The following is a 14,540-nucleotide window of genomic DNA, read 5'->3' as shown; positions in this document are numbered from 1 at the left end:
AAAACAAAGGGGCCCTAGGGCCCCTTGTTTGTACCGAAACTGCGAAACGCTTACGCGTCTGGCGCAGCTTTGGCAGTCGGCTCACTGTTCTCGTAGATATACAGCGGCTTGGACTTACCTTCTATAACGCTTTCGTCGATCACCACTTTACTCACCTCAGACTGCGAGGGAATTTCGTACATGGTGTCGAGCAACACGCCTTCAAGGATAGAACGCAGACCGCGTGCACCGGTCTTGCGCTCCAGCGCCCGCTTGGCTACCGACTTGAGAGCATCAGTACGGAACTCAAGGTCCACACCTTCCATCTCAAACAGCTTGGCGTACTGCTTGGTCAGGGCATTTTTCGGCTCGGTGAGGATCTGAATCAGAGCAGCCTCATCCAACTCGTCCAATGTGGCCAGGACCGGCAAACGGCCAACGAATTCCGGGATCAGACCGAACTTGACCAGATCGTCAGGCTCAACCTCACGCAGGGACTCGCCCACCTTCTTGCCTTCTTCCTTGCTGCGCACTTCTGCACTGAAACCGATACCGCCCCGGGTGGAACGTTGCTGAATAACTTTTTCCAGCCCAGAGAACGCACCGCCACAGATGAACAGGATGTTGCGCGTATCAACCTGAAGGAATTCCTGCTGCGGGTGCTTGCGGCCGCCTTGTGGCGGTACGGAAGCAACCGTGCCTTCAATCAGCTTCAACAGAGCCTGCTGCACGCCCTCACCAGAAACGTCCCGGGTGATCGACGGGTTGTCAGACTTGCGCGAGATCTTGTCGATTTCGTCGATATAGACAATACCCATCTGGGCCTTCTCTACGTCGTAATCGCACTTCTGCAGCAGTTTCTGAATGATGTTCTCGACGTCCTCACCCACGTAGCCAGCCTCAGTGAGGGTGGTAGCGTCGGCGATGGTGAACGGAACATTCAGCAGACGAGCGAGGGTTTCTGCAAGCAGGGTTTTACCCGAGCCTGTAGGACCGATCAGCAAGATGTTGCTCTTGCCGAGTTCGACTTCGTCGCCTTTCTTGTCACGCTGGTTCAGACGCTTGTAGTGGTTGTACACCGCTACGGCCAGAACCTTCTTTGCACGCTCTTGACCAATCACATATTGATCAAGGATGCCGCTGATTTCTTTAGGCGAAGGCAGTTTATGCGCGCTGCTCTCGGCCTGTGCTTCCTGCACCTCCTCGCGGATGATGTCATTGCACAGGTCGACGCACTCGTCGCAGATAAACACCGAGGGGCCGGCAATCAACTTGCGTACTTCATGCTGGCTTTTGCCACAGAAGGAGCAATAGAGCAGCTTGCCGTTGTCCTCGCCGTTGCGGGTGTCAGTCATTCGTTCGATCCAAATCCGATAGGCTTGCAACACAAGATGAAGGCTTATGCGGGCTTTTTCAAGCCCGCCGATGATCGGACACGCCGACCAGCCCTATTTTGAGCGGCTTATATTAAGCGGGGCGCTTTTCGATCACTGCATCGATCAACCCGTATTCACGTGCGGCTTCGGCGCTCATGAAGTTGTCGCGGTTGGTGTCGCGCTCGATTTCTTCCAGCGTGTGCCCGCTGTGCTTGGCCATCAGCGTGTTAAGACGTTCGCGGATGAAGAGGATTTCCTTAGCGTGGATTTCGATGTCCGACGCCTGGCCCTGGAAACCGCCCAGTGGCTGGTGAATCATCACACGCGAGTTCGGCAGGCAGTAACGCTTGCCCTCGGCACCCGCCGTCAGCAGGAACGCGCCCATGCTGCAGGCCTGGCCAATGCAGGTCGTCGAGACGTTAGGCTTGATGAACTGCATGGTGTCGTAGATCGACATACCTGCCGTCACCGAACCGCCCGGCGAGTTAATGTAGAGATGGATGTCCTTGTCCGGGTTTTCCGCTTCAAGGAACAGCAGCTGCGCACAGATCAGGTTGGCCATGTAGTCCTCTACCGGGCCCACCAGAAAGATCACTCGCTCCTTGAGCAGGCGCGAGTAGATGTCGTAGGCGCGCTCGCCACGAGCAGACTGCTCGACAACCATCGGGACCAAGCCGCCTGCGGCCTGGATATCAGAGTTCTGCTGAATATAGGAATTACGGAACATGCTCTGCAGTTACTCCCAAATAGTCATGTCTTGAAAACGCATAAGCCAGCGCGAGGCTGGCTTATGGTTGAATTTCCAACGAGTTGGACAATCAGTCGGCTTGTGCTGCTTCCGCCGGCTTGACTGCTTCTTCGTAAGAGACCGCTTTATCGGTCACCTTAGCCTTCTGCAGAACAGTATCCACAACTTGTTCTTCCAGCACAACCGAACGCACTTCGTTCAGTTGCTGGTCGTTCTTGTAGTACCAAGCCACAACCTGCTCAGGCTCCTGGTAGGCCGAAGCCATTTCCTGGATCATTTCGCGAACGCGATCTTCATCAGGCTTGAGGTCGAACTGCTTGACCACTTCAGCCACGACCAAACCCAGCACAACGCGACGCTTGGCTTGCTCTTCGAACAGCTCGGCAGGCAGTTGGTCAGGCTTGATATTGCCACCAAACTGCTGAACCGCTTGAACGCGCAGGCGATCCACTTCATTGGACAGCAAAGCCTTAGGCACTTCGATCGGGTTGGCAGCCAGCAGACCGTCCATGACCTGATTCTTAACCTTGGACTTGATGGCCTGGCGCAGCTCGCGCTCCATGTTCTTGCGAACTTCGGTGCGGAAGCCTTCGATGCCGGTTTCCTTGATACCAAACTGATTGAAGAACTCTTCGTTCAGCTCTGGCAGCTTAGGCTCGGAAACGCTGTTGACGGTCACGGTGAACTCGGCAGCGTTGCCAGCCAAGTCCAGATTTTGGTAGTCAGCAGGGAAAGTCAGGTTCAGAACACGCTCTTCGCCGGCTTTGGCGCCAACCAGGCCGTCTTCGAAACCAGGAATCATGCGGTTGGAGCCCAGTACCAATTGGGTACCCTTGGCAGAGCCACCAGCGAACACTTCGCCGTCAACCTTGCCAACGAAATCGATGTTCAGCTGATCTTCGTTCTGGGCGGCACGATCGGCCACTTCGAAACGAGTGTTCTGCTTGCGCAGGATTTCCAGCATGTTGTCCAGGTCGGAATCAGCGACGTCAGCGCTCAGGCGCTCGATTTCGATACCGTCGAAACCAGCGACTTCGAACTCTGGGAACACTTCGAATACGGCAACATATTCCAGGTCCTTGCCAGCTTCCAGGGACTTAGGCTCGATCGAAGGCGAGCCAGCTGGGTTCAGCTTTTGCTCAACAACGGCTTCGTAGAAGGAAGCCTGGATCACGTCACCTACAGCTTCTTGACGCGCATCAGCACCAAAACGGCGCTTGATTTCGCTCATCGGCACTTTGCCTGGACGGAAACCAGCGATCTTGGCCTTTTGGGCAGTCTGCTGCAGACGCTTGTTGACCGCAGTCTCGATACGCTCTGCCGGCACGGTGATGCTCAGGCGGCGCTCAAGAGCAGTAGTATTTTCAACAGAAACTTGCATGAATATTCCTCGTTGCACAGACGTTAGCCGGCCGTTTCCGACCCCAGAATCAAGGGCATGCATTCTAGAGGGTCAAACTCAAGAAGTCACCCTACTGGAAACGGGTAAAAAAACAGCAGGCCATTTGTAGGTTCAAGTGCACGCGCGCACCTCAGCCCGTTAGCAAATACAGCTCATCACGCCAGGGCTCTGCGCCAACCCTTCTATATATAGAAGGACCAGGAACGCAGCACCCGGCAGCCAGCCTTGCGAGCAAGACCGGCGACAGGGAAGCAGCATCGAGAAACACAAATACGATGAAGCGCCCCGCCCTTGAAACTCGAAACGCTTAAACGAAAACGGCACAGCCCTTTTCAGGTACTGCGCCGTTATCGCTATTTAATAGCGGTACTGACCTCTCTATAGACGAGCATCAGTCCTACACGTTCAAAACCGGCAACGATTCTAACGCCAAGGCATTGAGAATGCTTGCTTTTTTGACAACCATAATCTCTAGGCGCCTCGCACTACTCGACCGCAACCGCCCACAGAAACAAGACCCGGCTTTTTCCAAATGCAAAAAAAAAGCGCCAGATCATTTATCTGGCGCTTTTTAAAAATATGGGGTGGACGAAGGGGATCGAACCCTCGACAACGGGAGTCACAATCCCGTGCTCTACCAACTGAGCTACGCCCACCATATTGCATTAACAAAGAACCCGAACATCTTCTTTGTTGACCCCACCCAGCCTGACGGCTTGGCGAAGCTTTAATTGGTGCGGATGAAGAGACTCGAACTCTTACGCCTCGCGGCGCTGGAACCTAAATCCAGTGTGTCTACCAATTCCACCACATCCGCGTTTGAAGCTCTTAAAGCAAAGGCGCCAGACGATTAATCTGGCGCCTTTTCAAAATATGGGGTGGACGAAGGGGATCGAACCCTCGACAACGGGAGTCACAATCCCGTGCTCTACCAACTGAGCTACGCCCACCATATAGCGCTACTTGTGCCAAAGCTGCCTAATGGCGCACCCGGCAGGACTCGAACCTGCGACCATCCGCTTAGAAGGCGGATGCTCTATCCAGCTGAGCTACGGGCGCCTTATTAATCTGTACTCTTGGAGGATTACAAACTAAGTGCTTCCAGCCTTGCAGTACAACAATTCTGCTCGACCTTCTTAACCAGTGCTAGGCTGTGCCCGACAAGTGCGACGAATAGTATAGAGGGCCCGGAAACCCGTCAAATCTTTTTTGAAAAAAATTCATTTTATTTAAGGGGTTAGGCCAATTTGCAGACCAAGCGCCTTTGCCCTCACGCCGTGGCGTGCGAGAATGCGCGCACTTTTCCTCCCCCTCTCGATGGTTAATCACGCGTAATGACTGCACAACTTATCGACGGCAAATCAATCGCCGCCAGCCTGCGCCAGCAGATCGCCAAACGAGTCACCGAGCGCAGCCAGCAAGGCCTGCGCACGCCTGGCCTCGCGGTGATCCTGGTCGGCAGCGATCCTGCCTCTCAGGTTTATGTCTCGCACAAGCGTAAAGACTGTGAAGAGGTCGGCTTTATATCCAAGGCCTATGACCTGCCTGCCGCCACCACCCAAGAGGCACTCACCGATCTGATCGACGGCCTCAACGACAACCCCGCGATCGACGGCATCCTCCTGCAACTGCCACTGCCCGAGCACTTGGACGCGTCCAAGCTGCTGGAGCGTATCCGCCCGGACAAAGACGTCGACGGCTTCCATCCTTACAATGTCGGCCGCCTGGCCCAGCGCATCCCCCTGCTGCGCCCGTGCACGCCAAAAGGCATCATGACCCTGCTGGAAAGCACCGGTGTCGATCTGTACGGCCTTGATGCAGTTGTGGTCGGCGCGTCCAACATTGTCGGTCGCCCGATGGCCATGGAGCTGCTGCTGGCCGGCTGCACCGTGACCGTTACCCACCGCTTCACCAAGGACCTGGCAGGCCACGTTGGTCGTGCCGACCTCGTTGTCGTAGCCGCCGGCAAGCCGGGCCTGGTCAAGGGTGAATGGATCAAGGAGGGCGCCATCGTTATCGACGTGGGCATCAACCGTCAGGAAGACGGCAAGCTGGTAGGCGATGTGGTGTACGACACTGCCCTGCCCCGCGCTGGCTGGATCACCCCGGTGCCAGGCGGCGTCGGCCCGATGACCCGCGCTTGCCTGCTGGAGAACACCCTGTACGCCGCAGAGACCCTGCACGGTTAATAACCAGTCGTACTGAAAAAGCCCTGCCTTATCGCAGGGCTTTTTATTGCCCGAAAAAAACCTGTTTTTTCTTAGTTTTTAAGCACTTTCGTCTGGTTTTAGAAGAACATTCGACACTCCATCGTCCATACTCCTAAAATGTAACGGCATTTATCAAAGAAACCGTTGCTCAACGGTATTTCCTACTTTTTTAGCGAGTTCATCCGCGTGAAAATTCGTCTTTCTATTGCCAGCCTATTTTTTGCGTTCACAGGCACCTTTGCGCACGCCGCCGAATCCACCCAGGCGCCGCGCGACCCATCCAAACTGCAGATCGCATCCGGCAGCGCCATGCTGGTGGACCTGCAGACCAACAAGGTCATCTACGCCAGCAACCCCGACGTGGTGGTGCCGATTGCGTCGGTGAGCAAGTTGATGACCGGCCTGATCGTGCTTGAAGCCAAGCAGAACATGGATGAGTACATCGACATCAACATCAAAGACACGCCGGAAATGAAAGGCGTGTTCTCCCGCGTAAAAATCGGCAGCGAAATGCCTCGCAAGGAAATGCTGCTGATCGCCCTGATGTCATCGGAAAACCGCGCCGCCGCCAGCCTGGCCCACCACTATCCGGGGGGCTACCCGGCATTTATCGCGGCGATGAACGCCAAGGCCAAGGCGCTGGGCATGACCAACACCCACTATGTTGAACCCACCGGCCTGTCGATCCACAACGTGTCCACCGCCCGCGACCTGAGCAAGCTGTTGGCTGCCGCACGGCACTACCCGCTGCTCAGCCAGTTGAGCACCACGAAGGAAAAGACCGTTGCGTTCCGCAAGCCCAACTACACCCTGGGTTTCTCCAACACTGACCACCTGATCAACCGCGCCAACTGGGATATCAAGTTGACCAAGACCGGCTTCACTAACCAGGCCGGCCATTGCCTGGTGCTGGTGACCAGCATGGGTAATCGCCCGGTGTCGCTGGTGATCCTGGATGCGTTCGGCAAGTTCACGCACTTTGCCGATGCCAGCCGTATTCGCAGCTGGGTCGAGACTGGCAAGGGCGGTTCGGTGCCGGACGTGGCATTGCGCTACAAGGCCGACAAAAATCTGAAGAACCGCTCGAATGCGGCGCAAGCCCACCGTTAAAGGGCGCCGCACCACATTTTTATCGGTGTTCTGACAATACTTTAAGCGCCTGGGCCGCCGCCTGCTCCTGCCCGGCTTGGGCCGTCGCATTTGCCGCCTCGCGCCAACGCTGGGCATCCACATTCGCTGGCAACTGGCTCGGACGCTGGGTGAGGATCGCCCAGTGCCCGGCGCTTGCCCACTTCGATTCAAAGTCGCTGAAGCTCATCAATAAACGCCGGTCCATGCCCGAGCGCAGCAGAACCGTGCTTTTCTGCTGATTGAAGCCAACCACGACAACATAGTGCGCATCCGACCACAGCCCGCCGCCCACCCGCGCCATCACCGGATACCCCGCCGCCACTTGCGCCAGCACGGCCGTCAGTTTGGCATCCAGGGGATACACCATCAGCCCGTACTCACGCGCCAACACTTGCATGTTGCGCTCCAGGTCCGCTTCGCCGCCCGGCAAACGCAGCGGCTTATCCAGCAAACCCGGTGTCATGACAATGCCTTGTTGCGACAGCATGCTGGCTAATGCCGTAGGACCGCTCTGATAAGCCTCGCTGCGAAAGGTCGGCACACCATTGAGTTCGACGCGCTCCGGCAAGCCCGGCAGTTTCGACGGATGCCCGGAACAGGCCGCGAGGCCCATGGCGCAGGCCAGCAACAGGGATGATTTAACGTTCGACCGTAACCGCAATTTTTTACTCTCTTGATCAACTGCCGGTAAGGGCCCTGATCATAGGGCGCTCGGCCACGCGGGTATAGCCCAAAGCCAGGGTTTACCGCCTGAGATAGAGCAAACAAGTTGGATGAACACGACCATTGGTCAATAGCAGGCAACCGTCAGGTAGCTAGACTGTCCATTGAGAAGACTGTGTGTGCCCCGTACTGGGCGAAAGGAGGCCTGAATGAGCCTTGCAACGACGATTGTGATGTTGATCTGCGGTTGGCTGGCGGTTGCCGGCGCCATGTTGTGGGGGGTGTTGCGCATTACCCGTCGGCACCATCACCCCCACGTAAAACCTGCCAAGCCCCTAAAGGCAGCGGCACACCACGCCTAGCCAGGCATGCAATTGAAGTCCCGCGTCGCCGCAACTTCCTTGCCGTGGCCATCCTTTAAGGATGCACGCACGGTGGTGCCCAGGCTGGATTCCACCAGCGTGTAGTGCTCACCCGCCTTAAAGGCTTCGTATTCGACCCGGCCTTGGCAATCCCGCTGATTGTCGTCGCCGGGCTCCTCTTCGTACAACGTAACATCCAGGCTGTGAGCCCCCGGTGTCACCTCGAAATAGCGCCCGTCATCCACACGCTTGCCGTCCACGCGCTCAGCCAGCAAGTCATTCGGCGCATCCTCCGTCAGACCAATCCAGGCCTCACTCGGATCCGCTTTAGGGATCGGGCCGGCGCACGCCGACAGCAGCAATACGACACCCAATGCAGGGATCAACAACAGAGGTTTAAGTGACATGGCAGTGCTCCAAAAAGACGATATGTCCGATGGGTGACAAGCGTGACCAGCAGCGCTGCCTGGAACAAATGAATCCATATGAAACGATCTTCAGCCCTTACCTAAATGTTCCTTCACCTGGCTGAAAGGCGCGTGTTAGGTGGGTCGGGCAAGACTGCCGGGGTTTGCAATCCTGCTCCCTCGGAGGTTCACGCATGCTCGGGCTGGTAAAGACCGCACTGCAAAAGCCCTACACGTTTATCGTGTTGGCCATATTCATCTGCATCATCGGGCCGATGGCGGCCCTGCGTACTCCCACCGACGTGTTCCCCGATATCGGCATCCCTGTGGTCGCCGTGGTCTGGCAGTACAACGGCCTGTCGCCGGACGCCATGGCGGGCCGCGTGATCTACACCTACGAACGCTCCCTGAGCACCACCGTCAACGACATCGAACATATCGAATCCCAATCCCTGCCTGGGATGGGCATCGTGAAAATCTTCTTCCAACCCGGCGTCGATATCCGCACCGCCAATGCCCAAGTGACCGCCGTGTCACAAACCGTGCTCAAGCAAATGCCGCCGGGCATCACGCCGCCGTTGATCCTCAACTACAGCGCGTCCACGGTGCCGATCCTGCAAATGGCGTTTTCCAGCCCAAGCCTCTCGGAAGCCAAGATCCGCGACCTGGTGCAGAACAACATCCGCCTGCCGTTGAGCGCCCTGCCCGGCCTGGCCATGCCCACACCGATGGGTGGCAAGCAGCGTCAGATCACCCTCGACCTCGACCCGCAAGCGCTGGCTGCCAAAGGCCTGTCGGCCCAGGATGTGGGCAATGCCCTGGCGCTGCAGAATCAGATCATTCCGGTGGGCACTGCCAAGCTCGGCCCCAACGAATACACCATCCTGCTCAACAACAGCCCCAAGGCCATCGATGAGCTTAACGACCTGCCGATCAAGACCGTCGACGGCGCGCTGATCACCATCGGCCAGGTTGCCCACGTGCGTGACGGCTCGCCGCCGCAGACCAACATCGTGCGCGTCGACGGTCATCGCGCAGTGCTGATGCCGGCGTTGAAAAACGGCAGCATTTCCACCCTGTCGATCATCGACGGTATCCGTGGAATGCTGCCGCGCATCAACGAGACCCTACCACCGTCACTGAAGACCTCGTTGCTGGGCGACGCCTCGGTGTTCGTCAAGCAATCGGTGGGCAGCGTGGCCCAGGAAGGCATCATCGCCGCGCTGCTGACCAGCGCGATGATCCTGCTGTTCCTCGGCAGCTGGCGCTCCACGATCATTATTGCGGCGTCGATTCCTCTGGCAGTGCTCTCAGCGATTGCGCTGCTGGCCGTCAGCGGGCAAACCCTCAACGTCATGACCCTCGGCGGGCTGGCGTTGGCGGTGGGGATCCTGGTGGACGACGCCACGGTGACCATCGAAAACATCAACTGGCACCTGGAACAAGGCAAGGCGGTGAAGACCGCGATCCTCGACGGCGCCGCGCAAATTGTCGGTCCGGCGTTCGTCTCGCTGCTGTGCATCTGCATCGTGTTCGTGCCGATGTTCCTGCTGCAAGGCATCGCCGGTTATCTATTCCGGCCCATGGCGCTGGCGGTGATCTTTGCCATGGCCAGCTCGTTCATTCTTTCGCGCACCCTGGTGCCGACGCTGGCGATGTTCCTGCTCAAGCCGCATACGCCGGAGCAAGGCGCGGGGCATCATCCGGAAGATGAATTCATCAACCACCATGAGGGTGAGCAGCACACGAAACCGCGCACTGCCGCGCTGCAAGCCGTGCTGAATTTCCAGCAAGGGTTCGAGCGCCACTTCTCGAATATCCGCGACACCTACCATGGCTTGCTGACATTGGCCCTGGGTCATCGCAAGCGCTTTATCGTGGGTTTTCTGGCCTGTGTGCTCGCCTCATTCCTGCTATTGCCCAGCCTTGGCCAGGACTTTTTCCCGGCCACGGATGCCGGTGCGCTGGCCCTGCATGTGCGCCTGCCGCTGGGCACGCGCATCGAAGAAAGCGCCGCCGCCTTCGACCGCATTGAAGCGCGGATCCGTGAGGTCATCCCTGCCGAAGAACTGGACACCATTGTCGATAACATTGGCATCCCGCTCAGCGGCATCGACATGGCCTACAGCAGCAGCGGCACCATCGGCCCGCAGGATGGCGACATTCAAGTCAGCCTGAAAAAACAACACGCACCCACCGCCGATTACGTGAAAAAACTGCGTGAAGCGCTGCCGCAAAGTTTTCCCGGCAGCCACTTCGCGTTCCTGCCGGCGGACATCAGCAGCCAGATCCTCAACTTCGGCGCGCCGGCGCCGCTGGACGTGAAAATCTCCGGGCGCAGCGATGAAGAAAACCGCGCCTATGCCGTCGAGCTGGAACGTCGCCTGCAACACGTGCCCGGCATCGCCGACCTGCGCATCCAGCAGTCAACCGGCTACCCGTCGCTGCAGGTGAATGTCGACCGCCTGCGCGCCAACGGCCTGGGCATTACCGAGCGCGACGTGACCAACAGCATGGTCGCCTCTCTCGCCGGCAGCTCGCAAACTGCGCCGACCTTCTGGCTCAACCCGGCCAACGGCGTGTCCTATTCCATCGTCGCCGCCACCCCGCAATACCGCCTCGACAGCCTTCCATCACTGGAAGCGCTGCCCGTCACCGGCGCCAACGGGCAGTCGCAGATCCTCGGCGGTGTGGCAACCATCTCCCGTGTGCAAAGCCTGGCGGTGGTGACCCACTACAACATCGAACCGACCCTGGACCTGTACGCCAACGTGCAAGGCCGCGACCTCGGCGGCGTAGCCCGCGACGTGCAAAAGGTGCTGGATGACACCGCGTCCATGCGCCCCAAAGGCGCGACGATCAGCCTGCACGGGCAGATCGACGCGCTGCATGAAGCCTTCAGCGGCTTGAGCTTCGGCCTGCTCGGCGCGGTGGTGCTGATCTACCTGCTGATCGTGGTCAACTTCCAATCCTGGGCCGACCCGTTCGTGATCATCACTGCGTTGCCAGCGGCGTTAGCGGGGATCGTGTGGATGCTGTTCCTCAGCGGCACCTCATTGTCGGTGCCGGCGCTCACCGGAGCCATCTTGTGCATGGGCGTAGCCACGGCTAACTCAATCCTGGTGGTTAGCTTCTGCCGCGAGCGCCTGGCCGAACATGGTGATGCGCTCAAGGCCGCGCTGGAGGCCGGTTACACGCGCTTCCGCCCGGTGTGCATGACCGCCCTGGCGATGATCATCGGCATGTTGCCCCTGGCGCTGTCCGAGGAGCAAAACGCGCCGCTGGGCCGTGCGGTGATCGGTGGTTTGATCTTCGCCACCATCGCCACCCTGTTGTTTGTTCCCGTGGTCTTCAGCCTGGTCCACGGGCGTCACCCTAGTCGCGCAGTTGCAGGAGAAACCCCACATGTCGTCTGATCACAAACCCTCGCGCAAGCGCCTGATGCTCATGGGTGTCGGCGGCCTGACCGTGGCTGCCCTGTTGGTCGCCAACGGCTTGCATGCCCGCACGCTGCACGAGCAATCGGTCACCGCCTGGACAGAGACAGCCGCCATCCCGCAAGTGATGGTGTTTCAACCCAAGCAGAATGTGGCCGGCGATACCTTGCGCCTGCCGGCGCACCTTGAGGCGTGGAGCAAGGCGCCGATCCACGCCCGGGTCAGCGGTTATTTGAAGGACTGGACAGTCGACATCGGCCGCCAGGTCAAGGCCGGGCAAGTCCTCGCCGAAATCGACAGCCCCGACCTCGACCAGCAACTGGCGCAAGCCCATGCACGCTTGGTGCAGGAACAGGCCAATGCGCGCCTCGCTGCAACCACCGCAACCCGATGGCAAAACCTGCTGGCGAGCCACTCCGTATCGCGCCAGGAAGCCGATGAAAAAACCTCCAACGCCGCGGCCGCCAAAGCCAATGCCCAGGCTGCTGCTGCCGACTATGCGCGGCTGTCCGCACTGGAAGGCTACAAGACGCTGCGCGCACCGTTCGCCGGCATCATCACCGCGCGCAACACCGACATCGGCCAATTGATCAAGGCCGACACCGACAGCGAGCCGGAGTTGTTCAGCATCGCGGATACGCACCAACTGCGGCTTTATGTACCCGTGCCACAGAACTACGCGGCAGTGATTCACCCCGGCCTGGAAGCCCGGCTCACCGTGCCCGAACACCCTGGCGAGCACTTCAAGGCACGGCTGATTGGCGACTCCACTGCCATCGACCGCCGTTCCGGCACCCTGCTCGCGCAGTTCGTGGTCGACAATCCCGACGACGCGCTACTGCCAGGTGATTACGCCGAAGCCACGCTGCCGATTCCGGCCGACACCCATGGTGTGAGCATCCCGGCCAGCGCGTTGATCTTTCGCGCCCAAGGCACCCAGGTCGCGGTACTGGATGGGCAGAACCATGTGCACCTGCAAGCCATCCATATCGGCCTCGACCTAGGCGAACGCCTGGTAATCGACCAGGGCCTGAAACCTGCCGACCGCGTGGTCGACAACCCGCCCGACGCGCTGCGCGAAGGCGACGCTGTGCAACTGGCCGATGCCGGAGGTGCGCATGCGCGTAAGGCTTAAGGTGCGCATGCGCACAGGGCTTAAACCACTCGCTGCGTTGACGCTGCTGGTATTGCAAGGTTGCTCGATGGCGCCGAGCTACAAGGTGCCGTCGATTGACCTGCCAGCCAACTACCGCGAACAGACCAGCGACGGCAACTGGCACAGCGCGCAGCCGTCCGACCAACTGGCTCCCGAATGGTGGAAGCTCTACAACGATTCGCGCCTAAATGACCTGCAACAGCAATTGCTCAAGGCCAACCCGGACTTGGCTGCAGCGCTGGCGCACTTCGATGCGTCCCAAGCCTATGCCAGTCAGTTACATGCCGGGCTGTTCCCGCAGATTACCGCCAGCGCAGAACCGTTGCGCCAGCGCCAATCTGACTCGCGGCCGCTACGGGGGGAGACGCAGCCGTCGGTGTACAACAGCAACACCGCCGGTTTTTCATTGAGTTACGACCTGGACCTGTGGGGCAAAATTCGCAATCAGGTCGCGGCCGGTGACGCCCAGGCGCAAGCGTCCGGGGATGACCTGGCGGTGGCGCGCCTGAGTTTGCAGCGTCAGTTGGCGAACTTGTACGTGCAGCTCAATGGGCTGGATGCGCAGAGCCGGATTCTTACTGGCTCGCTGGAGGATTTCAGCCAGGCACTGCAACTGACCCGCAGCCGTTATGAGGGCCAGATAGCCTCGGAGCTGGACCTGACCCGTGCGCAAAATCAACTGGCGCAGGCCAGGGCGCAATTGGATGAGGTACGCGGGCAACGCAACCTCACCGAGCACGCCATCGGTGAATTGGTGGGTGTGGCAGCCAGCGACTTTACGCTGCCGCCCGGCCAGCAACTGATCGCCCTGCCGGGGGTTCCCTCGCAGCTGCCAAGCCACCTGCTGCAACGTCGCCCGGACATTGCGGCGGCAGAGCGCCGGGTGTTTGCAGCCAACGCGAATATCGGCGTAGCCAAGGCGGCGTGGTATCCGGATTTCAGTTTGACCGGGCTGATCGGCGGGCAAACGCAAGGCGTGGGGAATCTGCTGTCGGCAGGTAATCGGTATTGGGCGCTGGGGCCGTTGGTGAACCTGCCGATCTTTGACGGTGGCCGCCTGAATGCCAATGAACGCCAAGCCAAGGCCGAGTTTGAAGAAGCGTCCGCGCAGTACCGCAGCCAGGTACTGAAGGCCGTGCGCGAGGTGGAAGATAACCTCGCGCAACTGCGGGATTTGCAGCAGGAAGCGCAGGATGAGCAAGCCGCGGCGGACGCGGCGCAACACACGCAATCATTGGCGATGAACAGTTATCAAGCGGGTGCGGTGAGTTACCTGGATGTGGTGACGGCGCAGACGGCGGCGTTGCAAGCGCAACGGACATTGCAGGCGGTGCAGACGCGGCAGTTGCAGGCCAGTGTAGGACTCCTGACGGCACTCGGCGGCGGCTGGCAACCTGGCGCCTGACATCATTCTCGGACCTGGCACGGCTCTAGATCTGGGTGGGACGGTGCGACTTGCTCCCTGTAACGGTGGGTCAGTTAATGATGCCTTGAATGAAATACCGCCATCGGGGGCAAGCCCCCTCCCACACTGATTCTGCGTCAGACACATAATATATAAGCACCGCAGAGCCCCCTCCCACACTTGTCCTGCGTCAGACACATAATGTATGAGGGCCGCTGAGCCAATGTGGGAGGGGGCTTGCCCCCGATGGCGGCTGTCCAGACA

The 14,540-nt window shown here is 59.1% G+C and carries 11 protein-coding genes and 4 tRNA genes; 6 read left to right on the top strand and 9 right to left on the bottom strand.

The window, feature by feature from the left end; translation table 11 throughout:
* Positions 1-50: 50 nt before the first annotated feature.
* The 7 genes from clpX to AOA61_RS01450 all read right to left on the bottom strand — a co-directional run bounded on the left by clpX (position 51) and on the right by AOA61_RS01450 (position 4,564).
* On the bottom strand, positions 51-1,334 hold the full coding sequence (clpX, locus tag AOA61_RS01480; RefSeq protein ID WP_003238279.1) for an ATP-dependent Clp protease ATP-binding subunit ClpX: 1,284 nt from the start codon (positions 1,332-1,334) through the stop codon (positions 51-53).
* A 112-nt stretch (positions 1,335-1,446) separates the two neighbouring features.
* Positions 1,447-2,082 carry an ATP-dependent Clp endopeptidase proteolytic subunit ClpP gene (gene clpP, locus AOA61_RS01475; protein ID WP_003174822.1) on the bottom strand — a complete coding sequence of 212 codons (636 nt, stop codon included), beginning with the start codon at positions 2,080-2,082 and terminating at the stop codon, positions 1,447-1,449.
* 91 nt (positions 2,083-2,173) lie between these two features.
* Positions 2,174-3,484, bottom strand: a complete 1,311-nt coding sequence (gene tig, locus AOA61_RS01470) for a trigger factor (RefSeq protein ID WP_099600965.1) — start codon at positions 3,482-3,484, stop codon at positions 2,174-2,176.
* Between the two features lie 601 nt (positions 3,485-4,085).
* Positions 4,086-4,161: transfer RNA gene (locus AOA61_RS01465), tRNA-His, on the bottom strand.
* Between the two features lie 76 nt (positions 4,162-4,237).
* Positions 4,238-4,322 (bottom strand) — tRNA-Leu (locus tag AOA61_RS01460).
* 57 nt (positions 4,323-4,379) lie between these two features.
* Positions 4,380-4,455: transfer RNA gene (locus AOA61_RS01455), tRNA-His, on the bottom strand.
* Between the two features lie 32 nt (positions 4,456-4,487).
* Positions 4,488-4,564: transfer RNA gene (locus tag AOA61_RS01450), tRNA-Arg, on the bottom strand.
* A 275-nt stretch (positions 4,565-4,839) separates the two neighbouring features.
* On the opposite strand from AOA61_RS01450, the gene folD reads away from it, so the two are divergent.
* Together folD and pbpG are read left to right on the top strand one after the other, a co-directional pair.
* The gene (folD, locus tag AOA61_RS01445; RefSeq protein WP_032889913.1) at positions 4,840-5,694 is read left to right on the top strand and encodes a bifunctional methylenetetrahydrofolate dehydrogenase/methenyltetrahydrofolate cyclohydrolase FolD; all 855 of its coding nucleotides are present in this window, start codon (positions 4,840-4,842) and stop codon (positions 5,692-5,694) included.
* A gap of 207 nt (positions 5,695-5,901) precedes the next feature.
* Positions 5,902-6,825 (top strand): D-alanyl-D-alanine endopeptidase, encoded by a 924-nt coding sequence (gene pbpG / locus AOA61_RS01440; protein WP_032890050.1) that lies wholly within the window; start codon positions 5,902-5,904, stop codon positions 6,823-6,825.
* A 19-nt stretch (positions 6,826-6,844) separates the two neighbouring features.
* Here the strand turns inward: pbpG and AOA61_RS01435 are convergent, their stop codons facing one another.
* A complete protein-coding gene (locus AOA61_RS01435; RefSeq protein ID WP_081797819.1) occupies positions 6,845-7,507 on the bottom strand; it encodes a C39 family peptidase in 663 nt (220 codons plus the stop codon).
* A 211-nt stretch (positions 7,508-7,718) separates the two neighbouring features.
* On the opposite strand from AOA61_RS01435, the gene AOA61_RS31465 reads away from it, so the two are divergent.
* Positions 7,719-7,871 (top strand): hypothetical protein, encoded by a 153-nt coding sequence (locus tag AOA61_RS31465; protein WP_163034900.1) that lies wholly within the window; start codon positions 7,719-7,721, stop codon positions 7,869-7,871.
* Here AOA61_RS31465 and AOA61_RS01430 read toward each other — a convergent pair.
* Positions 7,868-8,278 (bottom strand): hypothetical protein, encoded by a 411-nt coding sequence (locus AOA61_RS01430; protein ID WP_099600964.1) that lies wholly within the window; start codon positions 8,276-8,278, stop codon positions 7,868-7,870. The genes AOA61_RS31465 and AOA61_RS01430 overlap by 4 nt on opposite strands.
* Positions 8,279-8,472: 194 nt before the next feature.
* Here AOA61_RS01430 and AOA61_RS01425 point away from each other — a divergent pair, with 194 nt between their 5' ends.
* Genes AOA61_RS01425 through AOA61_RS01415 form a run of 3 tightly spaced genes read left to right on the top strand, consistent with a single transcriptional unit; the run spans position 8,473 to position 14,276 of the window.
* Entirely contained in the window at positions 8,473-11,694 is a 3,222-nt protein-coding gene (locus tag AOA61_RS01425) for an efflux RND transporter permease subunit (protein WP_099600963.1), read from the top strand.
* Positions 11,684-12,850 (top strand): efflux RND transporter periplasmic adaptor subunit, encoded by a 1,167-nt coding sequence (locus tag AOA61_RS01420; RefSeq protein WP_099600962.1) that lies wholly within the window; start codon positions 11,684-11,686, stop codon positions 12,848-12,850. The genes AOA61_RS01425 and AOA61_RS01420 overlap by 11 nt, the downstream gene beginning before the upstream one ends.
* Positions 12,851-12,857: 7 nt before the next feature.
* A complete protein-coding gene (locus tag AOA61_RS01415) occupies positions 12,858-14,276 on the top strand; it encodes an efflux transporter outer membrane subunit (RefSeq protein ID WP_099600961.1) in 1,419 nt (472 codons plus the stop codon).
* The last annotated feature ends 264 nt before the right edge of the window (positions 14,277-14,540 follow it).

This window comes from Pseudomonas sp. 2995-1, assembly GCF_002742505.1.
In the GTDB taxonomy this organism is placed as follows: Bacteria; Pseudomonadota; Gammaproteobacteria; order Pseudomonadales; family Pseudomonadaceae; genus Aquipseudomonas; species Aquipseudomonas sivasensis.
The sequence above is the reverse complement of the archived record's forward strand: the minus strand, read 5'-3'. Positions and strand labels throughout refer to the sequence as shown.